Consider the following 26,956-nt stretch of genomic DNA (forward strand, 5'->3'; position numbering starts at 1 on the left):
GGTTCTTCGTTTACATAGTGTAAGTCAAAATCAATCAGGAACCAGCAAAGGGGGGCCCCCAAGATGGCCTTTGTGAAGTCCGTGGATTGCAGAATCAACAGACCACATGATGATGGAAAACAAGATAAATTCGATATTGAATTCAATGGCAACGACAGAAAAAATCAATTGAACCAAAGCATCCATACCGTACTACCCGATCTGATGGGTTCGTTGTATGCGTATTGTTTATCTCTGACGAAATCAGTTCCAGACACGGAGGATCTGGTTCAGGAGACCTGTCTCAAAGTGTTGTCGTCGAGTGTAGTTGGAACTTCCGGGATGAATAAAGATATAAACTGGGAAGCTTATCTGATTCGTATTGCACGCAACAGCTGGATTGATATCTTACGTCAGCGGGAGAGATTGTCATATAAACTGGATAGCTTAAAGCCGCTCCTACACGAAATGGAGGAGGAAAGGCGATTCGAGGAATTGGAGTCTGCCGTACAACTTCTTGTAAATACGCTATCACCGTGGCAGCGAGTGATATATGTATTACGTGAATTAATGGGTTATAAGGCGGCAGAGACTGCGGAAATGCTGGATACGACAGAAGGTGCTGTGAAAGCAGCGTTAAGTCGTGCACGTTCTGCTATAGCTGAAGTGAGGCACAGGTTGGAACAATCGGACACAGAATTGCAGTATGAGGAGGGCGCAGTGGAGGACAATCGGGAGGAACTGCGTAGCTATCTGCTGGCATTTCGTAATGGGGATACAGCCCGAATCATTGATCTGTGCCTGAATCGTCCGATGGCTGTGGCGGGGACGATTTTGCAGCAGACTTTGCCGTCTCCATCCATGCAGCCAATGATGTACGGGTACTCTACTTCTGGCATGAACTCGATGTCATATGGAGGCGGGTACACGATCAACATGGTTGCCTAAACCGAGGAGGCGACACATATGAATGTAGTGCCCTATGTAGTGGAACAAACTGCTCGCGGAGAGCGGAGTTATGATATTTATTCCCGTTTGCTCAAAGACAGGATCATTATGGTGTCCGGAGAGATTGAGGATCAGATGGCAAATGCCATCGTGGCCCAGTTGTTGTTTTTGACTGCAGAGGACCCGGAGAAGGACATCCAGATGTACATCAACAGCCCTGGTGGGTCGGTGACCGCAGGATTTTCGATCTATGACACGATGCAATTCGTGAAGCCGGATATCTCCACGATCTGTACAGGGATGGCGGCAAGCTTTGGCACGATATTGCTGGTAGGTGGAACAAAAGGCAAACGTATGGCATTGCCAAACAGTGAGATCATGATCCATCAGCCACATGGCGGTACGCGAGGGCAGGCGTCGGATATGCTGATTCATGCTAACCGCATCATTCAGCATCGTCAGCGCCTTAACAAGCTGTTAGCCGATCATACAGGACAGTCGATTGAGCGGATTGAGAAGGACTCAGATCGAGATTATTTCCTGACCGCTGCTGAAGCAGTCGAATATGGATTGGTGGATAAGGTCATATCCAGCTCATAACAGTAGCTCGGAAGGTCATGTGACCTTTCGGGCTTGATTAATCAAGAGGACGAACAGGAAACTGACGTCCTCTTTTTGTCGTACAGATTAGCCAGTCCGTGTCTATGGATCGGATCAGAATAAGAACAATCTGAAATAAAGATTGACCATCAGTAGGTATAGTGTATATATTATATATATACACTATACCTACTGAAAACTACGTAACATCATTGAGGTGAGGAAAGATTAACATTTTAATATCGAACGCTTCGAGCGATCCGATCTACATGCAGATTTTAAATCAGATCAGACAGAGCATCTTGAGCGGAGAATTGGTTGCTGGAGATAGTCTTCCCTCCATTCGGCAACTCGCCAAGGATCTGCAAGTCAGTGTTATTACAACTAAACGTGTCTATGAAGAGCTGGAGAAGGAGAAGCTGATCGATTCAGTTGTAGGCAAAGGGAGCTTTGTATCCGGAGCCAATCAGGACTTTATTCGAGAGCGGCGGATGAAACAATTGGAAGAGAAGATGCTCGAAGTGATTCGTGAGAGCAGAGAACTGGGCATGAGTTCACAGGATGTAATCCATCATCTTACATTGTTGGTTGAGGAGGAATAAGCATAATGAACGCTATCGAATTACGTAATGTAACCAAAACGTATCCCTTATTTAAAGTGGATAATGTATCTCTTGATGTGAAAAAAGGATATATAACGGGACTTATTGGTCCGAATGGGGCGGGAAAGAGTACTTTGATCAAAATGATCACGGGTCTGATCCAGCCCGATAAGGGAAGCCTCAAGACATTGGGCAGTGAGATGCCCAATCAGGAAATTGATATCAAGCAACGCCTTGGCATTGTGTCCGATGAATGTTTTTACTATGAGCATCTAACGATCCGGGAAATGACACAAATGATCGCTCCTTTTTACACCAAATGGGATAATAAAGCGTTCAATGACTACTTGGATCAGTTCGAACTGTCTCCCAAAAAGAAAATTCAGGATCTGTCCAAAGGCATGAAGATCAAGTATTCTCTCGCCGTAGCTTTGTCGCATGAAGCAGATTTGCTGATTATGGATGAACCAACATCCGGGCTTGATCCTGTATTTAGGCGGGAACTGCTCGATCTGCTTGCAGATATGATACAGGACGAAACAAGGTCCATTATTTTCTCAACGCATATTACGACCGATCTGGAACGTATTGCAGACTACATTACGTTTATTCATCAAGGAAAACTGGTGTTCAATGAAGCCAAAGATGATGTGCTGGAAAGGTATACGATTGTAAAAGGGGATATGGATCTGCTTGATTCCGACATTCGGAAACATTTCATCGGAATACGCGAGACAGCCGTTGGTTTTGAAGCATTGTCGGATCATAAGGCAGAGGCAGAACGGTTATTTGCCAGCCTTGCTCTTTTACAAAGACCTACGTTGGAAGACCTCATTTATTTTACGGCGAAGGGAGGACGCAAATATGCTTAACTTGCTTCGTAAAGATTTCATTGTACTAAAAAGTTCACTGTGGACGATTGGGTTATACCTGGTGGTATTTAGTTTCGCCTTTATACCCCAGAGTGAAATGTCAATGTATTTTGTAGGCATCTACACAGCCTTTGGTTCGGTCATGCTGGCAACCATGATTGATATCAAGAACCATAATCACAATTTCCTGGTCACACTCCCCGTTAGCCGCAAACAGATTGTAAAAGCCAAGTACCTTTCTGCTATAATCTATACGTTATTCGGGGTACTCGCGTCGTTTGGAATTCACCAGCTTGTGAACCTGAATTATCCTGAACTGAACAAGCCGAATTATTCACTTAGGGATATTGTCATTGCCGTAGGTATGGTGCTTGTATTAGTTTCCATATACATGCCTCTTTTCTATGGACTTAGCAAAAAAGGTGCTGGTATCATCAATGCGATATTCATGGTCTGCATGATTATACTGGCGCAACCCGTTGCGTACCTCATGAGTATGGCCAACGAGAACGGTATGATTACCACAATGACAATGGCATTGGTTTCTGTAGGCATTATAGGTTTGTTTGTAGTGTCTTATCTTATTACGATCCGCTTGTTTGTAAGAAAAGACCTTTAAGCACAAAGCGGGTGCAGGTAGAGAATATAGAACACCAAAAGTAAAGTCGCCATAAGGCGACTTTTTTTGATGTAGCAGAGTGAGAGGGCAATTGCATTTGATATTCTTCGGAGTGATGACAGTTCCAGGAAATCCAAACCTTAGATTTCTTTTGCAAGCGTAATAAGCCTGCTCATGCCTTCCCGAATCTGCTGCTCATGTGCATAAGAGAAGGACAGGCGCAGCTTGCGACTGGCTGAATGATCCGAAGAATCAAATACGGTTCCGGGTACAAAGGCAACGGATTGTTCCATGCATCGGTGAAGTAGTCTCCCTGTATCCATACCCTCAGGAAGCTCTACCCAAAAGTTGAGTCCGCCCTCCGGCCGGGTCCACGTCCAGTCCGTTTCCAGCAGAGATTGTTCCATCACTTCCATCCGTAGCTGGATGGCGGTCCGCAGCTTGGACAGATGCTGATGCATACGTTCTGACTGAAAATAACGGAGAAAAAGCTTCTGGTTCAGAAGGGGTGTTCCATTATCTGTAAGTGATTTTACAGCCTGTAGTCCTGGCATGAAACGCTGACGGCATATGATGGCTGCAATCCGTAGCCCGGGTGCAACGTACTTGCTGTAACTGCGAATGTACAGCGTGTGTCCGGTGGTGTCATAGGTGAAAATCGGTGCAGGAGGTTTATCCTTAAAATAGATATCATAGGTGCTGTCGTCTTCCAGCAGAAAACAACCATACTGTTCTGCAAGTTCGGGTAATTGCTTGCGCTGTTCTACTGGAACATTAATGCCGGTTGGATTCTGAAAGGTCGGTGTCATATAAAAGAGGCGCGGCTTCTCACTCTTCATCAGATGTTTGATCTGCTCCAGATCATACCCGTCCGAGTGAATATCCGTAAAGATCAGACGAGCACCTTGTTTGCGGAAAATCTCCATTGCTGGTCCATACGTAGGCCGTTCCATCAACACCCGATCTCCGGGTTTGACCAGCGTCCGCGAGATGACGTCAATCGCTTGCTGGGCCCCCGAAGTAATGAGCACTTCGTCTGCAGAGAGATAGAAACGTTCTTTTTTTGTCAGATGGCTTGCCAGCGCACTTCGCAATTCCAGATCACCCTGAATTGTGGAATACGTTCCGAGCAAACGGGGATATTGATCTAGCAGATCACGCATTAGTTCACCCCAATACCGGTTGGGCAGCAAAGAGGGATCGATTAACGATTTGGAAAATTGGTATTCTGCTTCAAGGGACTGTACCCGTGCAAGTGAATCCCAATGCAGCCAGGCAGACACAGCGGGATCATCCGCCTGATCCGTTACTGAGAATGGAGTCGCTGGGCTGACATAATAGCCAGACTTATCCTTCACATAAACATTCCCACGTTCTTTTAACTCCTGATAGGCTTTGAAAACGGTCAGCCGATGTACGCCGAGTAGCTCGGACAGGCTTCGTACAGATGGCAGTTTTTCATGTTCTGCCCACTCTCCCGCTTCTATACGCACAACGAGATAATGGATTACTTGCTCATATAATTTCAGGCTGTTATCTGTCATCATCATGGTTCTGCCCACCCGGCTCACACTCCTTTTGAACTCTATTGTAACAGCTAATGGGAGAAAACTGTTCTGTTTTGTTCATTCTGTTCTGTAGACCATGAGATATGATGGAGAACAGATAAAGGAGTGGTTATCATGGTGGGGATTGCATTTACGGTTATGTGTCTTGTTTTCGGTACAACATTTCTGGCTATTAAAATTGGAGTAGAGGCAGGCATGCCGCCTTTTCTGTCAGCCGGATTGCGATTTGTAATCGCGGGAGCGCTGATGTTTGCATGGATGAGGATGAAGGGCAAAGTCAATATTTCCCTGCTGTGGCGTAAAGAAATGCTCATCACAGGTGCAGGACTGACGTTTGGTACATTCGCGACCTTATATTGGGCTGAACAATATGTGAGTTCGGGCGTTGGCGCAATTTTGTCAGCCACAGGTCCACTCATGATTATGCTGATGCAGACAGCTTTGTTGCGACAGAAGACATCTGCGCGCATGATTACCGGATGTCTAATCGGTTTTGCCGGAGTTGTGCTTGTGGTTCTGCCGGGTGTATCCATTGGTGGAAGTCCACTATGGCTATGGGGGTGTATTGCCGTTCTGGTGGGCGAAGTATGTTATTCTGCAGGTGCGATATATTCCAAGAAGGTTATAAATCAGTTCAAAGAAGCGAACCCCATTGCGATTAACGCAGTACAGATGATGTATGGGGGACTGCTGTTATCCCTGCTCTCGGTCGGAACGGAATCGTGGAATATGTCTGCTCTGGATTGGGTGCCTGCTGTCTCGTCGGTGATCTATCTGACTGTCATCGGCTCCATGGTGGGGCATAGTCTGTTCTATTGGATTATGTCGCGTACGAACCCGTTGTTTCCAGCAACATGGTTATACATTTCACCACCCATTGCCGTAGGGCTTGGTGCTGTTGTCTACGGTGAGCATGTCAGCTGGGTTACATGGATTGGTGTAGTGCTTGTCGTTTCAGGTCTGCTAGCGATGAATGAGAAGGTGAGCGGCTGGTTGAAGAAAAGAAGTCGTGCGAGGATGACAGTGCAGGCTTCCGAGTCTGTTTTAAAATAGGTAAAGTTTGAAGGTATGCAGCTCAATCTCAAAATCAGCCATTGATTTTAGGTTGAGCTGTTTGTTATTCCAACATGATATTCTCGTTAACCAGTAGGTAATAATATTCATCCATCTGTTCTGCCGTAACATTCTCTTCGAAATGTTGTATCCACCAGGTCACAAGTAAACGAATCACCCCCGAGTGAAACTCGGCTACCAATTCTATGGGAAGTGAAAATTGTTTACCTCTTCTCTTCAGTTCCAGAAAATCTCGTCTGAATATCTCTCCGATATAATGTATGAAAAAGTTGTTAAACCCCTCGTCTTTCTGTTGGTTCTGCACAATGGTCTCCAGTACATTTCCAAACAGAATTTTAGATACGCTTTGCAAAGGCTGATGCAGCCGCTCTTCTACATTAATGTGTAAATAATCCCGGAGGACCCAAGTTAGGGTGGAGGACAGTAGAACAAATTTATCCTTAAAATGTTTGTAAAACGTTGTTCGGTGAACCATAGCTTTGTCACATATTTCATTAATTGTGATGTTGCTGAATAGCTGGCCTTTCTCACATAACAGATCGAGTAGCGCCATCGTTAACAATTTATGAGTTCGGGTAACTCTCAAATCCAACTTTTTATCAATCATTTTCATCTACATCAGTTCCTTATTGTAGTTTAGCTATATAGTATCAACACTTTGATTCTTACATGATACGAGATTTCAAGTGTATATTGGTATTATAAGTAATAAAATTGCATCGAGTAGCAGAGCCCTGCTGGAATGGGTAATGCGTCAGCGAGTCCAGAACATAGAACATATAAACTTCTTAACGAATACGGAAGTTACCGGGTTAATGACATCAGAAGATGAGCGTTCGATTACAGGCGTGTATACCAAAATAAGAGGCAGGGATAACCGGGAAGAAATGCTTGCAGCAGATATGGTTATTGATGCCTCGGGACGTTCTTCCAAATTGATCAAATGGCTTGAACAGATAGCGTTTTCCGTGCCTGAGCCGGAAGTGCTGAAGGTGTCGCTTGGTTACAGCACGCGCTATTATAAGATACCATCCTCTATTCAAAACGACTGGGGTACGGTGATAACAGAGTCCCATCCTGTGCAAGGAATTCGTGCAGGCATGTTGTGGCGCATTGAAAATGATATCGCTGGACTATTATTGTTCAACGCAGGAGGAGATGAATATCCTTCAACTCATCCGGATGAGTTCCAAGAGCAAATCAAACATCTGTTTGCTTCGGATGAAATCGTAGCGTTGGAAGAACAGCTGGAGCCTTTTCAAGGGCCGCGTGGATACCGTATTTCCGAGTCTGTCCGTCAACATTTTGAACTGATGGAGAATTGGCCCTCCGGATTACTCGTCCTTGGCGATGCATTTTGCAGCTTCGATCCGATCCATGGCCAAGGCATGACGGTCGCTGCAATTGAAGCCGAGACCCTAGCGAAATGTTTGGATGAGCAGCGAATGCATCCTGAGCCGCAGTTTGAGCGCCAAGTGTTGCTTCGTATGCAGCAGGCCATTGAACCGGCCTGGTGGCTTAGTTCTGTGGCCGATCTGCGTTGGAAAGGGGTCGAACATGTTGGACCTTCCCGAATGAAAGGGGTTGCGTTTGCTCAGAAGTATATAAACTTGTTTACTAAGCAGGCTATGAAAAAGGCGAGTCAGGAAAATAATAAACATCTCTTTTTTACCCAGTTCCTGATGAATGCTCTAATCCTTCCTCCAAGTGAATATTTTAAAGGTGAAATCCTGAACATGATCCTGAACGACAATGGTTCAAAAGAAGAAATGGAGTTAAGAGCGGAGCTTGGTGTCCAAGATCCGGAGCTGTTCCAGCAAAAAATAGATGAGATCATTCCGTCATTTCAACTGGAATTTGATGTTCAAATCAAGAAAATGCTGGAGTCTTTCCAGCATGCCATGAGCAAGTAAGACAATACTTCGTGGTAAGTGAAAGTGGGCATAACATGAAACGAATAACTTTAAATTTCATAGCTAGCATTGTAATCTCATTCATTGTATTTTTTATTGTTTTGTTTTTTGCCGATGTCCAAGATACAAATCGTGTCATCTTATCTATGGCGATTACGATTTCACTACAATTATCCTTGATTTCCGCATTGTTGCTCTCAAAACATAAAAAATAACAGAGAAATATAGCTAATATAATCGTTTAAATAGGATAATGAACATATTTTTAAAATCAAAAAAACAGCCCTGCACAGTGAAATTCACTGACTGGGCTGTTCGTTGACCTTATTTACTCTGCGTTCAGCACAAACTTCTCAATAACCTCTTTTACACCGTCTTCGTTATTACTTGCCGTAATGTAGTCCGCCAGCTCTTTCAGGGCAGGGATGGCATTTCCCATTGCTACACCAAGACCAGCAACTTCGAGCATCTCATGGTCGTTCCATGAGTCGCCGATGGCAATACACTCGCTGAGCTGGTGACCAAAATGGTCAGCCAGGAAGGTCAGGGCGTGGCCTTTAGTTCCTTCATTGTGCATGATCTCCAGGAAGTAAGGTTTGGACTTTGTGATATGCACTTGAGGTCCGAGCAATTCACGCAGGTCAACGGCAACCTTATCCAGGTAGTCTGGCTCATCAATAATAAGCAGCTTTGGTGTTTTTTGTTCGATGACTTTGATGAAATCAGATTCGATGTAATATTGGGTGCCGTTTAATTTGGCATAATCACGCAGCTTGTCGTTTTCCTCACGGGCATACAGCTTGTCGTCAATGTATGTTTGAAGGTGGAGATTGTTCTCCAGGCAGTAATCATACAATTTGCGGGAAGCTTCCTGTGGAACGTAACGCTCATAGAGGACTTTTTCGTCCAGCAGGTTTTTCACCAATGCGCCTTGATACGTAATGATCGGCACGTTAAGTCCGGTTTGACGAGCAAGCGCTTGTGCGGAAGCATAAGCACGTCCAGTCGCCAGCGTTACAGTTACACCATGGGCAACCGCTTGTTCCAGTGCAGTCTGTGTAGCAGGGGTTACTTCCTTGTTGTCGTTAATCAGTGTGTCATCAATGTCGATTGCAATCAATTTGTAGGTCATCTGTGTTTCTCTCCTTTTTTATCTGTATCTATACCCGACTTTATTTATATCAGTTCAATATGAACGTTTTACACGAGAACGGAGAGGACAGAAAAAACCTAAAGAAGCAGAGCGTTCGCCTACAAGCTTTCTGCAAGAAAGCTGCATCGGAAGCATACGCTATCACCGGATTTTCCCTTTCGAATAAGGGAATCAAAAAATCTGGGGATAACAGCGATCGGAAGGTTATTCTGTCATCGGAGTGGCAGGTGTAAACATCCTTGGGTTGAACTTATATACCTACTCTTCCAGGAAAACAAGGCCGATAAAGTCTTCCAGCTCAAGGTTGCCGAAGTAATGTTTTACATCCAGTCCCTCAAGTGCAGTACGCACATCGGATTCCTCATAACGCTTGCCGCGCAGCATATTTTCGATATCCGCCACATCGCCTACACCGAAGAAATCGCCAAAGATTTTGATATCTTCGATATGTCCATCCTTGATGTTCATGCGCAGATCGATGATACCGACAGGGAATTTGCGAGTGTGCTTCACATTGCTTTCCGGAGACAAGCCATAGTTCCAATCCCAGTTGTTATAACGCTCAGCAGAGATTTCCTTGATTTTGTCCCAGTCCTTATCAGTGAGCGTGTACTGTGGAACGTCCTTCGGCTCCATCCGGAAAATGTGACGTAACAGCTCGTCGCGGAACTGCTCAATCGTCAGGTTGGTGTCAATCAGATCCCGTATGTTGGCGACCCGGCTGCGCACGGATTTGGTGCTCTTGGATTTGAATTTCTCGGGATTGACGTTCAGGGAAGCCTGAACATGCTCCAGATTCAGATCAAACATCAATGTGCCATGACTGAACATGCGCCCACGTGTGGAAAACTGGGCGTTGCCCGAGATTTTCTTTTCGCCGACTTGCAGATCATTACGCCCGGTCAACTCTGCATTTACACCAAGCTCGTGCAAAGCTTCAACCACAGGCTGGGTAAACTTGCGGAAATTGTGGAAGGATTGACCGTCATCCGCTGTAATAAAACTGAAATTCAGGTTGCCCAGATCGTGATATACCGCTCCGCCTCCCGAAAGACGACGAACCACCTGCACACCGTTATCCTGAACGTACTCGATATTAATTTCTTCAATCGTATTTTGATGCTTTCCGATGATGATCGACGGACGGTTGATGTAGAACAGCAGATAGCTGTCATCCTCCATCGGCAGATGCTTCAGAATGTACTCCTCAATGGCAAGGTTTACAGAAGGATCTGTAATGCCCTGGTTGTCTACAAACAGCATGGTCATTCCTCCATTAATGTATGTGAGGGATTGCTAGTCCCTTATGTAGTGAACCTTGTATATCAAAAGGAACCGAAATTCCTCTTCTATTGTAAACGAATTATGGTTGGGACACAAAGAAAACAGGATTGACCCACACCTCCCGTGCCATCCATAATAAAAAGGACATACAGAAAGGATGACGGAAGAATGACCGGTTATATCGAAGTATTCGGACATGGCGGGGACGTGGAGACGGCTGCGTCACGATTTGGAAGGAAAGCCGCTGATTTTCTGGATTTCAGTGCCAACATTAATCCGCTCGGTCCGCCCAGAGGGGTGCTGGAGGCTATACAGCAAGGATGGCAGTCGGTGATTCGATATCCCGATCCGGGGCATCGGGGATTCAAAGCACTGCTGAGCAAGCGTCTTGGTGTGATGCAGGAGCAGATTTCCGTGGGCAATGGTGCAGCCGAAAGTATGGCGCTTATTCTACTGGGGCTTGCCCCGCGCAAGGTGGGTACGGTGGAACCGGGATTCTCGGAGTACCGCGCATTGGCCCGACAATTCGGTGCCGAGGTTGTGCATACAGAGGGCAAAGAAGAGCTGGCGTGGCGAGCAGAACCCAAGGACATCGAGCAACTCATGGAAAAGGTAGACTTGCTCTTCCTCGGCCAGCCGAACAATCCAAACGGTGTACAATATCCGCTTGAGGTATTGCAAAGGCTTGCCCGCAAAGCGGAAGAAACGGGAACCGTACTTGTCATTGACGAGGCCTTTATGGATTTTATTCCGGTAAAACGGCGTCATTCCCTGGCAGCACATCTGAGCGACTATCCCAATGTAATCATCATTCGTTCGATGACGAAGTTTTATGCCATTCCGGGCTTGCGTCTCGGCTATGCTTTGGGTCGTGCGGAATACATCCAGGCGATGACGAAGAAACAGGTGACGTGGAGTGTTAACGGTCTGGCGCTCATGGCAGGTGAGGCCTGTCTGCGAAGTGGAGAACGGTACGAACGGGAGACCATATCACAGATCTCGCGGGAACGGGAACATCTCATCGCAGGACTGCAGGCGCGTGGATGTGTGGTGACACCGGGAGAGGCGAACTTTATTTTGGCACGTGTGCCAGCCCCTTGGACAGCAGCATCCATGCAGCAGGCGCTGGGCCAAAGGGGCATTCTGATTCGCAGCTGTGCCATGTATCCGGGGCTTGACGAAGGGCATGTTCGTTTCGCGGTCAAGGATGCAGATGCCAATGCTACATTACTCGAAGTGCTGGGCAGCGTGATGGAAAGCAAGGGATATCCGAATGCTGATCAGACCTCCATTCATGAATCAAGTCAGCAGGAGCAGACGAAAGATTCGGAACAGGAACAGGGAGGGAAGCGGCAGTGACACTCCCGTTTTATAATTATTTTGCTAATGGAAAAACAGACGAAAATGAATATGTGTCCTCTTCCTGGCCGGGACTGAACATATCTGCACATGAACGACATATCAAAGCACAGAGCCCAAGGGCTGCCCAAGCGTTGTCGAGTGCGGTATATGGCGGTGGGATGTTAGAACTGGATCGCATATTTAATATCTATGTGGATAGGCATTACCGCTGTGAAGATCCGCCTCGTGATATCGAACAGGCACTGAACGAATGGCAAGAGCCACGGGATCAATGTGCCGGATTACTGACAGCCGTAAGGCTGGAGCATACCTCCGTTCAGGAATATACAAGTGATGAATTTGGTCTTCTTTGCTGCACCACTGCGGGGGTATCGAATGCAGCACGCGCGGGTTCGGAGAGAACGGTATTTGATGCGGCGGGAAATAAGACGATGGCTTCCGGCAGGGACCACTCTTCTCCTTCAGCACGGAATCTAACCATGCAGCCCTATGTCCCGGGTACAATTAACATCATGCTCTGGTTGAATGGACGCATGACCACCGGGGCGATGGTGAATGCGGTACAGACGGCGGTGGAAGCCAAAGCGGCAGCGCTGGCGGATGCAGGTGTTCTGGATTCGGAGAACGGGTTGCCCGCCACGGGCACCACAACCGATGCCATTGTGTTTGCGGTACGTCAGGCAGTGGAGGAACCACCACCAATGATCACGTATGCCGGGACGGCGACTACGGCAGGGGCGGCGATTGGCAGATTGGTATACGACACGGTGACGGAGAGCCTTCAGGCCGGACTGTTATGGAAAGAGAGGATCAGGCACAAATGACTTTTGAGGTAGAGCATCTATGGACTTGGCCACTCTGGACAGGCATGGCGGGAGCCTGGATTATTATACTGTCTTACCTGTTGGACCGATGTATCGGAGATCCGCGCTGGATTCCCCATCCGGTGATTGGCATGGGAAAAGGCATCTCGGCGTTGGAGCGTGTCATTCGCTCGCGTGTGAACACAGATTCGGGGCTGAAGAGAGCAGGGGTGTTGTTCCCAATTGTGATTGCGGGAGGTTCCTTTGCCATCACTTGGGGACTCGTATATGTGCTTGGGTTGATTCATCCTGTCATTGCGGGGGCAGCTGAAGTGGTGCTCATCGCCACGACCATTGCTTCAAAAGGGCTGAAGGATGCAGGTATGGAAGTGTATCGTCATCTAAAGCAGCAGGATTGGCCGGCTGCCAGACGTTCACTGGGCATGATTGTTGGACGTGATACAGCGCATCTGGATGAACCGGAGGTTGTGCGGGGAACGGTAGAGACGGTTGCCGAAAATATCGTGGATGCCATTTTATCCCCGTTATTCTATGCGCTCATTGGAGGTGCTCCGTTAGCCATGGCTTATCGCGCCGTCAACACATTGGATTCCATGGTCGGATATAAAAATGACAAGTATCTGCATCTTGGCTGGGCCTCGGCCCGTCTGGATGATGTGGCGAACTGGATACCTGCGCGACTGACCGCGATGCTGTTAATTGTGGGTGCCTGGGTCATGAAGCTGGACGCCAAAGGAGCAGCACGCATGGTCGCACGGGATGCAAGACTACATCCAAGTCCGAATAGCGGTTTTCCCGAATCAGCGGTAGCTGGAGCACTGGGCATCCGGCTTGGCGGACATAACGTGTATCACGGAGTTGCTTCATTTCGTGCCTACATGGGCGAGGCAATAAGGCCGATGGAAGCCGAGGATATTGTGCAAACGTCACGTCTGATGTTCTGGTCGGCAGGGGCTTTTGTGGTACTATGCGTGTTCATAACGCTGGGAGTGTGGCTGGCAGGAGGGACGCTGTTATGGCCGTAAATGAAGAGAATGCAGGCAATGAAGTACATAGGGATCAACCCGGGCCGCTGAAACGAAACATCCTGTGGGTCCGTCATGGGACAACGCTGTGGAATCTGGAAAAAAGATACCTGGGGCATACCGACATCGGTCTGCTGCCAAATGCCAAAGAAGAACTGGCTCCGCTTCATGAACAATTGAGATGTGTTTCGTGGCACGAGGTATATTGCAGTGATCTGCTTCGCTGTCGGCAGACGCTGGAACAGATTCTTCCTGATGCCATCGGACAGGTGAAGTTCGACTCACGTCTGCGCGAGAATGATTTTGGAGAGTGGGAAGGGCTGACGTATGATCAGCTCAAGGATAACCCTGTGTACCGAAGCTGGATTGATGCGCCACAGGAGGTCACTCCGCCCGGAGGGGAATCGTGGCAGGAGTTTACCGGACGGTTGGATTCCTTTCTCCAAGAGATGTTATTGGAGGGTCGTCCTTCGATGCACGTTGATGAGGGGCGCGAGTCAACCATAGTTGTAGTTACGCATGGTGGTGTCATCCGCTATGCCTTGTCCCGTCTGATTGCAGGGCTTGGATTCTGGGATACACATGTTGTCCCAGGACAGGCGATTCAGGTTCAGCTTGATCAACAGGGGAATCAGTGGTTTGGCAGCAGAGTTACTTTTCCGCCGATCGGGTTGTAAGGATGTACAATATACCCTATAATCACAACAGAAGTGTGACTTCAGCATGGGTACAGATACGCTGCAGGGTGTGAAGCCTGAAGGAGTATGCAGCATGCAGAAATTACACGGCAATGGTTTACCATATCAGCGACCAAGGGTCCCGCGTGTGAAGGCTGTTTTCATGGCAGATTACTACGAGCCATGAAATACACAAGGGTGAAATGGGGAAGCCGGTGCAAATCCGGCACGGTCCCGCCACTGTAAAACAGGATGATTCCTGTAAGTCAGGTTACCTGCCCTGGACGTACAAACCGGTGTTCCTTCGAGGAAAGGACAGCGTTTCGGGCTATTCTATGCGCATGGACAACCCTTGGTTGAACATGTACAGATTGCCATATGCGAGACGTCATCCCTGATCCTGGACGTAAGGATTAGGGATTTTTTATTGTTCATGTAAGATAAATGAGTCCAATTTTACACGAGGTCACTACGATTGCAGTACCATCTTCCGATCGCTGTTATCCCCAGATTTTTTTGATTCCCTTTTCGAAAGGGAAAATCCGGTGATAAAGGCGAACACTTCGTTTCTTCAGATCGGTTCTGCACTCTCCGTTAACGTGTAAATATTGAGTTCAAATCTTGTACAGGAACACCAAGACATGGGGAGCAAGAGTTCGAGCACGATGCAAGAAAATAGCGCAAATAGAGAAGGGGAGAATAACAGAATGAATTATAAAAATTGGAAAAGCGTAGCGTCCCTGCTAAGTGCAGCGGCACTTGCACTGGCTTTGGCCGGATGTGGCAATGCAACAACAAACGAGGGCACAGGTACTTCACAGCAACCGGCACAGGAGCAGTCCCAAAGCCAGGCGCAGACGGACCTCAAAACCCAATATCCACTTACCGTTACGGATGCAACGGGTGAATCATTCACCTTTGAAAAGGCACCGGCCAAAATCGTATCCGTGTCTCCGGCTGAGACGGAATCCCTGTTTGCACTTGGACTGGACGAGCAGATTGTAGGGGTATCCGACTATGATGATTATCCGGAAGCAGCAACAACCAAAGCGAAAATGGGCGGTATCACCAAGCCCAATGAAGAGTCCATCATTGCAGCTGAAGCCGACATCGTCTTCACAGGTATCTCGATGAGCGAGGATGCGGTGAAAAAGCTGCGCGAACTGGGCATTACCATTTTCAAAACGGATCCTAAATCCATTGACGATGTGATGAACAATATCGAAACCTTCGGTAAAATTACCGATCATCAGGAAAAAGCACAAGAAATCATCACCCAGATGAAACAGGACGTTACGGATGTAACCGAAGCAGTGAAGGCAGTTAAACCGGAAGAGAAGAAAAAAGTATACGTTGAATTCTCCCCAGGCTGGACTGTGGGTAAAGGCGAATTTATGGATGAACTCATCACTGTAGCTGGTGGTAGCAATATTGCTTCGGACAAAGAGGGTTGGTATGAAATTAATGAAGAGAACGTGATTGCCTCCAACCCGGATGTGATTCTGTATGCCAACGATGTAATTGACGAAAACTCCAAAACACTGGATCAGATCATCAAGGCGCGCAGCGGCTGGGATCAAATTACGGCTGTGAAAAATGACGCGGTTATTGGCCTGGATGCCAACCTGCTGAGCCGTCCGGGTCCACGTGTAACTCAAGGGTTGAAAGAAGTAGCCAAAGCGATCTACCCTGACTTGTTCCAATGAGTAAAAAGCTGATCCTGTTCGGAACGACGGGCATGGTGCTGCTGGTGCTCACCGTGCTCATCTGCACGGGCATTGGTTCAGTAGCGTTGCCGATCCGGGATATTGCAGGCATCCTGATTCACAAAATTCCCTGGGTGGGCGATTGGATTACACCGGATTGGAATAGGGCAGCCGAACAGATTATCTGGAAAGTCAGATTCCCACGTGTACTGCTTGCCGTGCTCGTGGGCGCATCGTTGGCGATTGCCGGTACGGGATTCCAGGGGGTTCTTCGGAACCCACTGGCAGACCCGTTCACCCTGGGCGTGTCATCCGGTGCTTCGGTGGGTGCAGCCTTTCTGATTTTCTTCGGATTGCAGTATGCACTGATCGGAATCTGGACGTTGCCACTGGTGGCGTTTTTGACGGGTGTAATTACGTTATGGTTTGTTATGGCACTGGCTCGTGAAGGGCGTAAAATACCTACACACAGCCTCATTCTGGCTGGTGTGGTCATGCAAAGTTTCCTGGGCGCAGTTGTTTCCTTCCTGTCGACCATGTCGAAACAAACGATTAATGAAATTATATACTGGACGATGGGAAGTCTGGCTCTGCGTGGGTGGTCGTATACGGCCATCCTTTTCCCGTATTTTCTGTTAGGGCTGGTCTTTCTCTGGAGCCGCGCACGCTCGTTGAATGTGCTTGCACTGGGAGAACGTCAAGCGGCACATATCGGGATCGAGGTGGACAGACTCAAGCTGTCGGTACTGGCAGTTGGCACACTGCTGACTGCTGGGGCTGTCTCTGTATCGGGTGTCATCGGATTCGTTGGATTGGTGATCCCCCATATGTTGCGACTGCTGGTGGGACCGGATTACCGACTGCTGGTACCTCTGTCTGCCATTGGTGGAGCCATCTTCATGGTGTGGGCCGATACCATCGCAAGATCGTTGCTGGCGCCAACTGAAATTCCGCTTGGTGTCGTCACCGCCTTTGTTGGTGCGCCGTTCTTTGCTTACCTGCTGCACCGGAACAAAAAGTTGCAGAAGGGGATGATGCCATGAATTCCAGTACCAGTTCCAACTCGACTTCACTTATCTCCATTAAGGGAGCAGGGAAGTCATATGGCAATCATCAGGCACTGCGCAATGTAGACTGGCATGTTGGCGAAGGTGACTGGTGGGGAGTTGTCGGGCCAAACGGCAGCGGCAAGTCCACCCTGATCCAGCTTATTGCCGGAACGGAACAGTTAAGCGAAGGTCAGATCCGTATCGATGGTCGAGACATTGGCTCTTACAGCCGTAAGGACCTGTCGCGCATGATCGCTGTATTGCAACAGGATGGCTTGCCACCCATCTCCTATCCTGTACGAGACGTGGTGGAGATGGGGCGATATCCATACCAGAACTGGCTGGGGCGGGAAGTGGGCGATGGGGCACTTGTGGTGGACAGAGTGCTTGAAGACCTGGGATTGACTCAGCTGGCGGACAGACCGCTGGATGCACTCAGCGGCGGGCAACGTCAGCGGGTCGCACTAGCCAAAGTTATGGCTCAGGAGCCGAGGTTACTACTGCTGGACGAGCCAACCACGTTTCTGGATATTAAATATCAATTGCAATTCATGGAATTGTTATCGGCATGGCGACAGAGAAATAACATTACGATTGTGGCTGTGCTGCATGATCTGAATCTGGCCGCGTTATTTTGCGATCACATTCTGGCGCTGCGTGAGGGCATTGCGGTTGGAAAGGGCACGCCTCACACGTTAATCAACGATGAGAATATTCAGGACATATTTCGCGTCAAACCCGCAATTGTTTCCCATCCCGACCATGCCATACCTCAACTGCTACTGCGGCGGGACATCGATTAAATGAAGCGGGGCAACACATATTTTGATGAAGGAAGTGCTGGTTGTATGAATAATGAACAGGTGTTGGCTCAATTAACGCAAAGGATTACCGCTCCCGACCAGGAAGTGGCGGCAGCGACCTCTGCACACGTGGATTCGTTGACGAAGCCGCCAGGGAGTCTGGGCAAATTGGAAGAGTTGGTAATCCGCCTGGCAGGTATGACGGGCAATGCACGTCCGCGTTTTGATCACAGGGCGGTCATTGTCATGGCCGCAGATCACGGCGTAGTGGAAGAAGGTATCAGTGCTTTTCCTGCTGAAGTAACCCCGCAGATGGTCATGAATTTCCTGGCTGGGGGCGCAGCCGTGAATGTGCTTGCACGTCACGCAGGTGCTGATGTGATCTGTGTGGATATCGGGGTGAATGCCGACCTTGAACATCCAGGCCTGCTCTCCCGTAACATTCGCAAAGGCACGGCCAACATGGCCCGAGGGGCAGCGATGACCCGGGATGAGGCAGTTCGGGCGATCCTTGCAGGAGCCGAAGTTGTATCGGCAGAGGTGGCGAAGGGAACACAGCTGTTTGTCACCGGAGAGATGGGAATTGGCAACACCACTGCAAGTGCTGCGGTAATGAGCGCACTAACCGGAGTTGCCCCTGCCGCCGCCGTGGGGCGAGGAACCGGCATTGATGATGCAGGCTTACAGCGGAAGGCTGCTGTAGTCAGCCGTGCTCTTAGCGTAAACGCACCGAACCCGGAAGATGCACTGGATGTTCTGTGCAAGGTGGGTGGACTGGAGATTGCTGGACTCACGGGGGTTATCCTCGCAGCAGCTGCTCATCGTTGCCCGGTCGTTGTAGACGGGTTCATCTCTACCGCAGCAGCGCTGGTTGCGAGACAACTTGCACCTCTGAGCACAGCCTATATGATCGCTTCTCATACTTCACATGAAAATGGACATGGAGCGCTGCTGCGTGAACTGGACCTGAAATCGATGCTGGATCTGGACATGCGTCTGGGTGAAGGCACAGGTGGTGTGCTCAGTCTTCATCTGATTGACGCAGCATGTCTCATTCTGAATGAGATGGCAACCTTTGCAAGCGCGGGTGTCACGGATGGGTCAAGCACTGCTTCGGACACCACTGCGTCGGGTGATTCATCCCTGCAAGGAGAGAGTTCCCGATGAGCGTATTGGTGACGGGGGGGGCACGCAGTGGCAAAAGCTCCTTTGCCGAACGTCTATGCATGCAGCGTTCCTCGGAGGCCTGGTATGTGGCGACAGCCCAGGCGTACGATGATGAAATGCGTGAGCGTATCACCATGCATCAGCATCAACGCGAGGCATCAGGGTATCTGTGGCACACGATGGAAGAGCCGATACATTTGCCTGCTTTGATAAGCCGCATGGGTGAAGGGCATACAGGGACTTCTGCACCCACCATTCTGGTGGATTGCCTGACACTGTGGCTGACGAATGTTTTGTTAGCACATGAGCATGACGAGAAGCATGTGTTACAGGGACATTTGGACGCGCTGGTTGAAGCGATTCGGGACTATCCAGGTTTACTTGTTCTGGTTACGAATGAAGTGGGGGACGGGATCGTACCGGAGTATGCCCTTGGCAGAAAATATCGGGATCTGGCCGGTGTACTGAATCAGCGCATTGCGGCGATATGTGGTGAAGTGTTTCTGGTGACCGTAGGCATTGCGACTGAACTGAAAAGCAAGGAGTATCGCTTATGAAGGATGGCACGCCTGCTCCTCAGCGCAAACATGCGGCGGCAGCCGCTTTTCAATTTTTGTCCCGTTTCCCTGTCAAAATGCACATCGATTTTGTCCCGCCGCTGCTGCGGGAAAGTGTGGTCTTTTATCCGCTGGTCGGTGCTGCAATAGGTCTGTGTGTCTGGCTCGCCGGAGCCTTAAGCGGTGCAGTGCTTCCCGCCTTTCCCGCTGCGGTCCTGACCTTGACGTTATGGGTATGGCTCACTGGTGGCCTTCATCTTGACGGATGGATGGATACGGCAGATGGTTTGCTCAGTTATCGTACCCGTGAACGGATGCTGGAGATTATGAAGGACAGCCGTGTAGGGGCCATGGGGGTAATTGCCTGTGTGCTGCTGCTTATGATGAAAGCTGCGCTGATCGCCGATTTTATTGCCCGGGGCCACTGGGTATACGGTGCGTTGCTGATTCTGCCCATGATCTGGAGCCGCTGGTTCATGGTATATGCGATGTCGGCCTGGCCGAATGCCCGCGGAGATGATGGACTTGCCGTATTGTTCAAAGGTCTGGGTGATCGGAAGGAGGTCCAGCGTGCACGCAGCTCAGCCGTTGGCCTGACCTTGATCGCAGGTGCAATTACGTTTGCCGCGGTGTGGCTTTTCAAGCCGGATATGGGGATTGCGGATGCGATGGTGAGTGGTCTGGGAACACTGCCATGGTGGCTATACCCGGTGACGGCCGTTATTATACTGCCTGTGGCGTGTTATTACATCGGCCGATTCATGGCTGCCCGGATCAGTGAACGGCTCGGCGGTTTAACCGGAGATACGTATGGTGCCATGAATGAGCTGTTGGAGGCGGTTTTGTTGACCGTGCTGAGCGTGCTTCAAGGACTGTTCTGGCTTTAACTTTTGAAGTGTGAAGCAGTTTGGATAGCGTTACGCATGAGGTCGGGAGCAAGGTGATCTGGAGATAACACGGAGACAGGGGGAGAGATCGTGGAGGGTAAGCTTGTACAGCAAACAGCGGCGGTACTCATGCTGCAAGGAACGGCTTCTGATGTGGGCAAAAGTGTCATCACAACGGCTTTATGCCGTATATTCAAGCAGGATGGCTTCAAGCCAGCCCCGTTCAAGTCACAGAATATGGCGCTGAATTCCTATGTGACGGAAGATGGCAAGGAGATAGGTAGGGCTCAGGGAGCACAAGCTGAAGCCTGCGGTATTGAGGCGACAACCGACATGAACCCGATCCTGATCAAGCCGGTGCGGGACATGCATTCGCAGATCGTGGTACACGGTGTACCTTTTGCTCAGATGAGTGCTTCGGACTACCGTCAGCATTTCCTGCCTGAAGCAAAGCAGACAGTTATGGATGCGTTGAACCGGCTACGGGATACCTATGATATTGTACTGATGGAAGGAGCGGGCAGTCCTGCCGAAATCAATCTGAAGGATCGGGATATCGTTAATATGAATCTGGCAGGTTGGGCTGATGCACCGGTAATTCTGATCTCCGATATTGATCGGGGCGGGGTATTTGCTTCCATTGTTGGCACACTGGAACTGCTAGAGCCGCATGAGGTCCAGCGTGTGAAAGGGTTCATTATCAACAAGTTTCGCGGTGATCTGTCCCTGTTACAGCCAGGACTCGACTGGCTCGAAGAACGGACAGGCATTCCAGTATTGGGTGTATTGCCTTACATAAGAGATATTCAGATTGAAGCAGAGGATTCAGTGGTGCTGGACTCCATCCGTCATGGGAAATTCGGCAAAACCGAGCTGGATCTGGCGGTGATCCGATATCCGCGAATTTCCAACTTTACAGACTTTGATGCACTTTCCCGTGAACCGGATGTGAATGTGCGTTACGTGACCTCGCCAGAGGAATTGGGTAGTCCGGATGCCATTCTTCTACCGGGTACGAAGGATACCATAGGTGACCTGGCGTTTCTGCGTGAGTCTGGGCTGGAGCAGGCGATTGCGAGCCAGACCGAGCGTGATCATGTTCAGCTCGTAGGAATATGTGGCGGGTACCAGATGCTGGGACGACATCTGAAGGACCCGTTTGCTGTGGAGGCGAATCAGATCCAGGAAGCAAAAGGGCTTGGCTGGCTCCCGCTATCGACAACGTTTCTTCAGGAAAAGCAGACCGTCAGAGCTTCCGGACGGGTGCAGCCTGATCACCCGATTCGTCTGTATGGTGAGCAAGATGAAGCAGATGCTTCATTACCTGTTAATGGATATGAGATTCATATGGGCGTTACAGAGTGCCACGAGCCTGAACGTGTAACCGCGTTGTTTGAAATCTCACATCCAGGTGGTCAACCTTTCCAAGAAGGCTGGGGCTCAGCGGATGGCAGCGTGTGGGGAACCTACTTGCATGGTTTGTTTGAAAGTGATCTGTTCCGCCGTTCTTGGCTTAATGGTTTGCGTGTAGGAAAGGGACTGGCTCCACTTCAGGAGACGTATAGTGTACATGAACGTAAGGAGATGGAGTTTGATCGGGTAGCCGAATCGTTACGTTCGGCATTGGATATGAAGCGCGTGTACGAGATTATGGGTGTTCAGGCACCCGAGTGAAACAACAATACCCCCATGTCCGACAACCCGTTCTCTAGAAACGGAATGTTAGCGGCATGGGGGTATTGTATATCCTATGATTCAATGAGGTTTAAAACAGGTGATGATAGGTTAATGGTTAACCTGTTAGTTTATTTTGAAATTTTTCATAGCGGATTGCAGCTCTACAGCTTGTTCATGCAGATGGCGAACCGTATTCGAATGTGAATCCATCTCGCTAAGCTGAAGATCTGCTGTTGAAGCAATCTGTAACATGCTCTCACGGGATTTGGTCGTAATCTGTGCCGTTTCTTCAACGGATGCACTCACTTCTTCAGCACCAGCAGATACTTGTTGAGTAGAAGCAGAGACGGTCTGAATGGTCAGATTCACGTTCTGAATCAATTCATTCAGTTGCTGGAAGGCTGAGCCTGCTTGTTGAACGACAGTTGTGCCTGAACCAATCTCCTGGGTTACACGGTTCATGGCATCAACCGAGCGTTCAGCATCTTCACGAATGGTACCCAGATAATCCGAAATTTCTTCGGTGGCTGTCTTGGATTGCTCGGCAAGTTTGCGAACTTCTCCAGCAACAACAGCGAATCCGCGGCCATGCTCTCCGGCACGTGCTGCTTCAATGGAGGCGTTGAGTGACAGCATGTTAATCTGTTTGGTGATTTCAAAAATGGAAGCAACAATGGTGCCGATGGCAACCGAACGTTCATTCATAGTTTCAACATAACGCAACGATTCGCTTGCTGTCTGGCCTACACGCTCCATCTGCTCAATGGCATTCTGAGCCAGTCGGTTACCGTTAACTGCCTCGTTGGCTGCTTCACCAATCTGGTCAGACACTTCAGCGGAAGAAGAAGCAATATGCATGATACCCTGCGTAATTTCTTCCATAGCTCTGGCGTTCTCGGATGCGCTTGACGCAATGCTGATACTTCCTTTTTCTGCATCTTCTGCGGAGCGGCTGGAGTTTCGTACCATACCGGACATCGATTCAACCCGCTGAAGCAGGTCATTGGAGCCTGACACAACTTCATTGGACGTGGACAAGGCACGGCTGATCATTTCTTTCAGGTTATGCGTCATCGTCTGGAAGCTTGCGGCAAGCTGGGCAATTTCATCTTTGCCTTTGATCTGGAGTTCAGCGGTCAGATCACCTTGGGATATTTGTTTGCTATGTTGGACGAGCTTGATGATTGGTTTGGTAACTCTTTTGATCATACTAGTGGAGATAAGCCAGCCGAGCACAAACACTAATGCTGTAATCCCAAGACACAACCAGAAAATCTGGGTAATCTTGTCTTGAATGAACTGGGCATCCATGCTCACAGCCATAATCATGTTACTTCCTGCAATTGGAATGAATGCTGCCTTATGTACACCGAAGGAATCGGAATAGACTTCGCTGATTACCATTTCTTTGCTCTCGATGGCTGTATTCATTGCTGGCTCTACAGTGATATCATCCTGGGCTTTCATACCTGAGGAAGAGTTGGCCACAACGACTTTGGCTGAGCCATCCTGGATAGCGACAACGTAAGCTGCATCCAGATTATGTTCTTTTGCTTTATCTGCCAGATACGATTCCACGGTCATGGCAGCACCTTCAGAACCGGCTCCGCCACTCTGTACCTGTAGGATTTTGGATGCTGAAGTATTCTTGTATATATCCTGAATGGACGTGTTTAGGACTTTGTCAAACTGCGGTAGCACGTAGCTTTGAATAATATTCATCGACACGGCATAGAAACTAATACTGAACAACAGGGAAGCAACCAGCAGAACGAGGAACAAGGTGCCTCTGATTTTACCGGCGACGGTGCGATTACGAAACATATGATCATCCTTTCACGTCAAGTTCATTAACATTATCGCTTTTCCGTACTCATAAGACCTATCTACCAATGAAGAAAGACCTAAATTATACGTTGAGAAAACTTGGGAATAAGCGGATATACCTATATTACAAAATTAACCGGAGGTTGAATAGAACAATTTTCACGAATTGGTGTATTTTTTTCAGAAATACATGAATCTATTACATGCATATTACATAATATCAATTAATACCTACCAGAATAGTTTGTTATATGTTATATTGTAAAATGTCTTTGTCGGAAGTACAAAAAGATAAAAGAGAAAACCGGATATTTTTCGGTTACACACATGCCTGAGGAGGATTTAAAGAAATGGATACTTTTCTAGTCATATTGAATGTAGTGGTTATGCTTGCCTTACTTGGCATCCTCTACTGGATGCAGAAAAAGCATGTCTCCTTTACGAAACGCGTATTTGCGGGTCTGGGACTGGGGGTTGTTTACGGGGTTATTCTCCAATTGGTGTACACATCAGGTTCTGATGTAGTTACGAAATCAGTCGATTGGTTCAATCTGGTCGGTTCAGGATATGTTCGTTTGTTGCAAATGGTCGTGATTCCATTGATCATGGTATCGATCATTTCAGCCATTATGAATCTGAAGGGCAAGCAAAATCTCGGCAAGATGAGTGTTTCCATTATTGCCATTCTGTTGATCACCACAGCGATTGCCGCAGGGGTTAGCATTGTAACGAGCCTTGGCTTTAACCTGACTTCCATTGAGATTCAAGGAGGAGAGCGGGAGAATGCGCAGGTTCAGAAGGTGGAGGAACGGCTTGTTGATGTGAAGGATCAGACCATCCCGCAGCAAGTGCTGGAATTCATTCCTTCGAATCCATTTGCAGATATGACAGGAGAACGTCGTACATCCACACTGGCCGTGGTTATTTTCTCCGCGTTCATCGGTGTAGCCGTACTTGGACTGGATCGCAAAAAACCTCAGCAGGCGGAGACGTTCCGCGGTATGGTTAATGCCGTATATGCGGTGGTTATGCGGATTGTAACATTGGTGCTCAGGCTTACACCATACGGGATTCTTGCCCTTATCACCAAAGTAACGGCGACAACGAATCCGGATGAAATTCTCAAGTTGATCAAATTCGTCATTGCGTCCTACGTGGCCCTCATCGTGATGTTTATCATTCACTTGATCATTATCTCACTGTCCGGGTTCAACCCGATTACGTATGTGAAGAAGGTTCTGCCAACACTGGTATTTGCCTTTACATCCCGTTCAAGTGCAGCGTCGATCCCACTGAATGTGGAGACACAGACGAAGAAACTGGGTGTATCCGACGGTATTGCCAACTTGTCTGCAAGCTTTGGTGCTACTATTGGGCAAAACGGCTGCGCCGGGGTCTATCCGGCCATGCTGGCGGTGATGATTGCTCCGACGGTCGGCATCGACCCGCTGAGCTGGGACTTCATTGTGACTCTGATCCTCGTAGTCATGATCAGTTCGTTTGGTGTGGCTGGCGTTGGCGGCGGGGCAACCTTCGCTTCCCTGATCGTATTGTCCACCATGAATCTGCCTGTGGCTCTGGTTGGACTACTCATTTCGGTGGAGCCGCTGATCGACATGGGTCGTACAGCGCTTAACGTGAACGGGTCCATGACTTCTGGACTTGTAACCAGCAAAATTTTGAAAGAAAATGATCATGACACATTCAATGATCAGAGCCGTGAGCTGGATTCTGCGGCTCAGGCTTAATACAGAATGGATTTAGATAGAGGCTCATATTAAGATAGCTAGAGCCGTCTATAAGCCAAGTGGGAAAGCCGTCCTTCGGAGGAATCTGGAGGGCGGTTTTTTTTGTGGCAATCCAATTATACTGTCACTCAGCCAGACCTGGAGTTATTTAGTTCTGTTCATGGGACGAGAAATGTGATAGAGTATTCATGTTTTGGCCCTGAGCCAAACCGCGGTTCGTAACCATCCCGCGTAATCAAAACTAGGAAGGCAGTGTATGTATTTATGTTTAACTTAGGGTGGGGAGCAGTTTTTGTTCTCGTAACTTATGGATTTTTCCTGTTGTGTTACCGCTTGTTCGGTAAAAAAGGTCTCTATGCCTGGATTGGTGTGGCTACGGTTATAGCCAACATTCAGGTGACCAAAACGATAGATATTATGGGGGTTGTACTGACGCTTGGCAACACGATGTATGTCAGCATGTACCTGACCAGTGATCTGCTCAATGAGAAATATGGACCAGGTGAGGCACGCAAAGCCGTATGGTTCGGATTCTTTACGTTGATCATGACGACGGTACTGATGCAAATGGTGTTACGCTTTGATCCGGCACCGACGGACTTTGCACAGGATTCGATGAAAACATTATTCGGTCTGCTGCCACGTCTGGCTCTCGGAAGTCTGACAGCGTACTTCATCAGTCAGTTCCTGGATGTACGATTATACTCCTGGCTGCGCAAGGTGGCCCCAGGACGCAATCAGTTGTGGATTCGTACCAACGGCAGTTCGATCATCAGTTCATTCGTGGATACACTGGTGTTCTGCACGATTGCGTTTGCGTTCATCTATCCTTGGGACGTTTGGCTGGAAATCTTCCTGACGACGTATATTATCAAATTTGTATTAACTGCGGTTGGAACACCGTTCCTGTATGCTGCACGCAGCTTTAAGTTCAAGGATGAAGCTTAGATAATATTCAAGAGGATCACTTAAAATCACCCTTTGCGCAGTCGCTTGTAATTCGGACTCTGCAAGGGGATTTTTTATAGAAAACAC

General features: G+C 48.5%; 25 protein-coding genes and 1 riboswitch. Of the genes, 20 read left to right on the forward strand and 5 right to left on the reverse strand.

What is annotated here, in order from left to right:
* Positions 1 to 63: 63 nt before the first annotated feature.
* The 5 genes from F0220_RS07365 to F0220_RS07385 all read left to right on the forward strand — a co-directional run bounded on the left by F0220_RS07365 (position 64) and on the right by F0220_RS07385 (position 3,620).
* Positions 64 to 927 carry an RNA polymerase sigma factor gene (locus F0220_RS07365; RefSeq protein WP_149846398.1) on the forward strand — a complete coding sequence of 288 codons (864 nt, stop codon included), beginning with the start codon at positions 64 to 66 and terminating at the stop codon, positions 925 to 927.
* An 18-nt stretch (positions 928 to 945) separates the two neighbouring features.
* The gene (gene clpP / locus F0220_RS07370; protein ID WP_017689971.1) at positions 946 to 1,527 is read left to right on the forward strand and encodes an ATP-dependent Clp endopeptidase proteolytic subunit ClpP; all 582 of its coding nucleotides are present in this window, start codon (positions 946 to 948) and stop codon (positions 1,525 to 1,527) included.
* A 227-nt stretch (positions 1,528 to 1,754) separates the two neighbouring features.
* Positions 1,755 to 2,129, forward strand: a complete 375-nt coding sequence (locus F0220_RS07375) for a GntR family transcriptional regulator (protein ID WP_091015256.1) — start codon at positions 1,755 to 1,757, stop codon at positions 2,127 to 2,129.
* A gap of 5 nt (positions 2,130 to 2,134) precedes the next feature.
* Positions 2,135 to 3,001: an ABC transporter ATP-binding protein gene (locus F0220_RS07380; RefSeq protein ID WP_091015254.1), complete on the forward strand. Its 867-nt coding sequence runs from the start codon at positions 2,135 to 2,137 to the stop codon at positions 2,999 to 3,001.
* Complete coding sequence (locus tag F0220_RS07385) at positions 2,994 to 3,620, forward strand: ABC-2 transporter permease (RefSeq protein WP_149846399.1); 627 nt, start codon at positions 2,994 to 2,996, stop codon at positions 3,618 to 3,620. Before F0220_RS07380 ends, F0220_RS07385 begins: the two co-directional genes overlap by 8 nt.
* Positions 3,621 to 3,760: 140 nt before the next feature.
* Here the strand turns inward: F0220_RS07385 and F0220_RS07390 are convergent, their stop codons facing one another.
* Entirely contained in the window at positions 3,761 to 5,182 is a 1,422-nt protein-coding gene (locus F0220_RS07390) for an aminotransferase-like domain-containing protein (RefSeq protein ID WP_223199878.1), read from the reverse strand.
* Positions 5,183 to 5,302: 120 nt separating this feature from the next.
* On the opposite strand from F0220_RS07390, the gene F0220_RS07395 reads away from it, so the two are divergent.
* The gene (locus F0220_RS07395) at positions 5,303 to 6,241 is read left to right on the forward strand and encodes a DMT family transporter (protein ID WP_149846400.1); all 939 of its coding nucleotides are present in this window, start codon (positions 5,303 to 5,305) and stop codon (positions 6,239 to 6,241) included.
* A gap of 64 nt (positions 6,242 to 6,305) precedes the next feature.
* Here the strand turns inward: F0220_RS07395 and F0220_RS07400 are convergent, their stop codons facing one another.
* On the reverse strand, positions 6,306 to 6,875 hold the full coding sequence (locus F0220_RS07400; RefSeq protein WP_149846401.1) for a TetR/AcrR family transcriptional regulator: 570 nt from the start codon (positions 6,873 to 6,875) through the stop codon (positions 6,306 to 6,308).
* 202 nt (positions 6,876 to 7,077) lie between these two features.
* On the opposite strand from F0220_RS07400, the gene F0220_RS07405 reads away from it, so the two are divergent.
* Positions 7,078 to 8,175, forward strand: a complete 1,098-nt coding sequence (locus F0220_RS07405; RefSeq protein ID WP_188310530.1) for an NAD(P)/FAD-dependent oxidoreductase — start codon at positions 7,078 to 7,080, stop codon at positions 8,173 to 8,175.
* 328 nt (positions 8,176 to 8,503) lie between these two features.
* Here the strand turns inward: F0220_RS07405 and F0220_RS07410 are convergent, their stop codons facing one another.
* Entirely contained in the window at positions 8,504 to 9,307 is an 804-nt protein-coding gene (locus F0220_RS07410) for a Cof-type HAD-IIB family hydrolase (protein WP_062833159.1), read from the reverse strand.
* Between the two features lie 279 nt (positions 9,308 to 9,586).
* The gene (locus tag F0220_RS07415) at positions 9,587 to 10,591 is read right to left on the reverse strand and encodes a lipoate--protein ligase (protein WP_091015244.1); all 1,005 of its coding nucleotides are present in this window, start codon (positions 10,589 to 10,591) and stop codon (positions 9,587 to 9,589) included.
* A gap of 189 nt (positions 10,592 to 10,780) precedes the next feature.
* Here F0220_RS07415 and cobD point away from each other — a divergent pair, with 189 nt between their 5' ends.
* The 11 genes from cobD (at position 10,781) to F0220_RS07470 (ending at position 22,343) form a co-directional block, all read left to right on the forward strand.
* Positions 10,781 to 11,971, forward strand: coding sequence for a threonine-phosphate decarboxylase CobD (gene cobD / locus F0220_RS07420; RefSeq protein WP_149846402.1), 1,191 nt, complete (start codon positions 10,781 to 10,783; stop codon positions 11,969 to 11,971).
* Entirely contained in the window at positions 11,968 to 12,798 is an 831-nt protein-coding gene (locus F0220_RS07425) for an adenosylcobinamide amidohydrolase (protein ID WP_149846403.1), read from the forward strand. The genes cobD and F0220_RS07425 overlap by 4 nt, the downstream gene beginning before the upstream one ends.
* A gap of 44 nt (positions 12,799 to 12,842) precedes the next feature.
* A complete protein-coding gene (gene cbiB / locus F0220_RS07430) occupies positions 12,843 to 13,823 on the forward strand; it encodes an adenosylcobinamide-phosphate synthase CbiB (protein WP_149846900.1) in 981 nt (326 codons plus the stop codon).
* A complete protein-coding gene (locus F0220_RS07435) occupies positions 13,814 to 14,500 on the forward strand; it encodes a histidine phosphatase family protein (RefSeq protein ID WP_149846404.1) in 687 nt (228 codons plus the stop codon). Before cbiB ends, F0220_RS07435 begins: the two co-directional genes overlap by 10 nt.
* 179 nt (positions 14,501 to 14,679) lie before the next feature.
* Positions 14,680 to 14,798: riboswitch (cobalamin riboswitch) on the forward strand.
* A gap of 409 nt (positions 14,799 to 15,207) precedes the next feature.
* Positions 15,208 to 16,206: an ABC transporter substrate-binding protein gene (locus F0220_RS07440; RefSeq protein WP_149846405.1), complete on the forward strand. Its 999-nt coding sequence runs from the start codon at positions 15,208 to 15,210 to the stop codon at positions 16,204 to 16,206.
* Positions 16,203 to 17,249, forward strand: coding sequence for a FecCD family ABC transporter permease (locus tag F0220_RS07445; RefSeq protein WP_149846406.1), 1,047 nt, complete (start codon positions 16,203 to 16,205; stop codon positions 17,247 to 17,249). The genes F0220_RS07440 and F0220_RS07445 overlap by 4 nt, the downstream gene beginning before the upstream one ends.
* On the forward strand, positions 17,246 to 18,058 hold the full coding sequence (locus F0220_RS07450; RefSeq protein WP_149846407.1) for an ABC transporter ATP-binding protein: 813 nt from the start codon (positions 17,246 to 17,248) through the stop codon (positions 18,056 to 18,058). Before F0220_RS07445 ends, F0220_RS07450 begins: the two co-directional genes overlap by 4 nt.
* Before the next feature lie 45 nt (positions 18,059 to 18,103).
* On the forward strand, positions 18,104 to 19,225 hold the full coding sequence (gene cobT / locus F0220_RS07455; RefSeq protein WP_149846408.1) for a nicotinate-nucleotide--dimethylbenzimidazole phosphoribosyltransferase: 1,122 nt from the start codon (positions 18,104 to 18,106) through the stop codon (positions 19,223 to 19,225).
* Entirely contained in the window at positions 19,222 to 19,782 is a 561-nt protein-coding gene (gene cobU, locus F0220_RS07460) for a bifunctional adenosylcobinamide kinase/adenosylcobinamide-phosphate guanylyltransferase (RefSeq protein WP_149846409.1), read from the forward strand. Before cobT ends, cobU begins: the two co-directional genes overlap by 4 nt.
* Positions 19,779 to 20,669 (forward strand): adenosylcobinamide-GDP ribazoletransferase, encoded by an 891-nt coding sequence (gene cobS, locus F0220_RS07465; RefSeq protein ID WP_149846410.1) that lies wholly within the window; start codon positions 19,779 to 19,781, stop codon positions 20,667 to 20,669. Before cobU ends, cobS begins: the two co-directional genes overlap by 4 nt.
* Before the next feature lie 129 nt (positions 20,670 to 20,798).
* Complete coding sequence (locus tag F0220_RS07470) at positions 20,799 to 22,343, forward strand: cobyric acid synthase (RefSeq protein WP_149846901.1); 1,545 nt, start codon at positions 20,799 to 20,801, stop codon at positions 22,341 to 22,343.
* Positions 22,344 to 22,469: 126 nt separating this feature from the next.
* Here the strand turns inward: F0220_RS07470 and F0220_RS07475 are convergent, their stop codons facing one another.
* Complete coding sequence (locus tag F0220_RS07475) at positions 22,470 to 24,170, reverse strand: methyl-accepting chemotaxis protein (RefSeq protein ID WP_105597743.1); 1,701 nt, start codon at positions 24,168 to 24,170, stop codon at positions 22,470 to 22,472.
* Positions 24,171 to 24,523: 353 nt separating this feature from the next.
* Here F0220_RS07475 and F0220_RS07480 point away from each other — a divergent pair, with 353 nt between their 5' ends.
* Together F0220_RS07480 and F0220_RS07485 are read left to right on the forward strand one after the other, a co-directional pair.
* A complete protein-coding gene (locus F0220_RS07480; RefSeq protein ID WP_149846411.1) occupies positions 24,524 to 25,921 on the forward strand; it encodes an L-cystine transporter in 1,398 nt (465 codons plus the stop codon).
* Between the two features lie 264 nt (positions 25,922 to 26,185).
* On the forward strand, positions 26,186 to 26,869 hold the full coding sequence (locus tag F0220_RS07485) for a queuosine precursor transporter (RefSeq protein ID WP_149846412.1): 684 nt from the start codon (positions 26,186 to 26,188) through the stop codon (positions 26,867 to 26,869).
* Positions 26,870 to 26,956: the final 87 nt, after the last annotated feature.

Source organism: Paenibacillus sp. 37 (genome assembly GCF_008386395.1).
Classification (GTDB): Bacteria; Bacillota; Bacilli; order Paenibacillales; family Paenibacillaceae; genus Paenibacillus; species Paenibacillus amylolyticus_B.

Coding starts and splice junctions, on each gene's coding strand:
- F0220_RS07365 (WP_149846398.1), top strand. CDS start 64: ATGGCCTTTGTGAAGTCCGTGGATTGCAGAATCAACAGACCACATGAT.
- clpP (WP_017689971.1), top strand. CDS start 946: ATGAATGTAGTGCCCTATGTAGTGGAACAAACTGCTCGCGGAGAGCGG.
- F0220_RS07380 (WP_091015254.1), top strand. CDS start 2,135: ATGAACGCTATCGAATTACGTAATGTAACCAAAACGTATCCCTTATTT.
- F0220_RS07385 (WP_149846399.1), top strand. CDS start 2,994: ATGCTTAACTTGCTTCGTAAAGATTTCATTGTACTAAAAAGTTCACTG.
- F0220_RS07395 (WP_149846400.1), top strand. CDS start 5,303: ATGGTGGGGATTGCATTTACGGTTATGTGTCTTGTTTTCGGTACAACA.
- F0220_RS07400 (WP_149846401.1), bottom strand. CDS start 6,875: ATGAAAATGATTGATAAAAAGTTGGATTTGAGAGTTACCCGAACTCAT.
- F0220_RS07405 (WP_188310530.1), top strand. CDS start 7,078: ATGACATCAGAAGATGAGCGTTCGATTACAGGCGTGTATACCAAAATA.
- F0220_RS07410 (WP_062833159.1), bottom strand. CDS start 9,307: ATGACCTACAAATTGATTGCAATCGACATTGATGACACACTGATTAAC.
- F0220_RS07415 (WP_091015244.1), bottom strand. CDS start 10,591: ATGCTGTTTGTAGACAACCAGGGCATTACAGATCCTTCTGTAAACCTT.
- cobD (WP_149846402.1), top strand. CDS start 10,781: ATGACCGGTTATATCGAAGTATTCGGACATGGCGGGGACGTGGAGACG.
- cbiB (WP_149846900.1), top strand. CDS start 12,843: ATGGCGGGAGCCTGGATTATTATACTGTCTTACCTGTTGGACCGATGT.
- F0220_RS07435 (WP_149846404.1), top strand. CDS start 13,814: ATGGCCGTAAATGAAGAGAATGCAGGCAATGAAGTACATAGGGATCAA.
- F0220_RS07440 (WP_149846405.1), top strand. CDS start 15,208: ATGAATTATAAAAATTGGAAAAGCGTAGCGTCCCTGCTAAGTGCAGCG.
- F0220_RS07445 (WP_149846406.1), top strand. CDS start 16,203: ATGAGTAAAAAGCTGATCCTGTTCGGAACGACGGGCATGGTGCTGCTG.
- F0220_RS07450 (WP_149846407.1), top strand. CDS start 17,246: ATGAATTCCAGTACCAGTTCCAACTCGACTTCACTTATCTCCATTAAG.
- cobT (WP_149846408.1), top strand. CDS start 18,104: ATGAATAATGAACAGGTGTTGGCTCAATTAACGCAAAGGATTACCGCT.
- cobU (WP_149846409.1), top strand. CDS start 19,222: ATGAGCGTATTGGTGACGGGGGGGGCACGCAGTGGCAAAAGCTCCTTT.
- cobS (WP_149846410.1), top strand. CDS start 19,779: ATGAAGGATGGCACGCCTGCTCCTCAGCGCAAACATGCGGCGGCAGCC.
- F0220_RS07470 (WP_149846901.1), top strand. CDS start 20,799: ATGCTGCAAGGAACGGCTTCTGATGTGGGCAAAAGTGTCATCACAACG.
- F0220_RS07475 (WP_105597743.1), bottom strand. CDS start 24,170: ATGTTTCGTAATCGCACCGTCGCCGGTAAAATCAGAGGCACCTTGTTC.
- F0220_RS07480 (WP_149846411.1), top strand. CDS start 24,524: ATGGATACTTTTCTAGTCATATTGAATGTAGTGGTTATGCTTGCCTTA.
- F0220_RS07485 (WP_149846412.1), top strand. CDS start 26,186: ATGTTTAACTTAGGGTGGGGAGCAGTTTTTGTTCTCGTAACTTATGGA.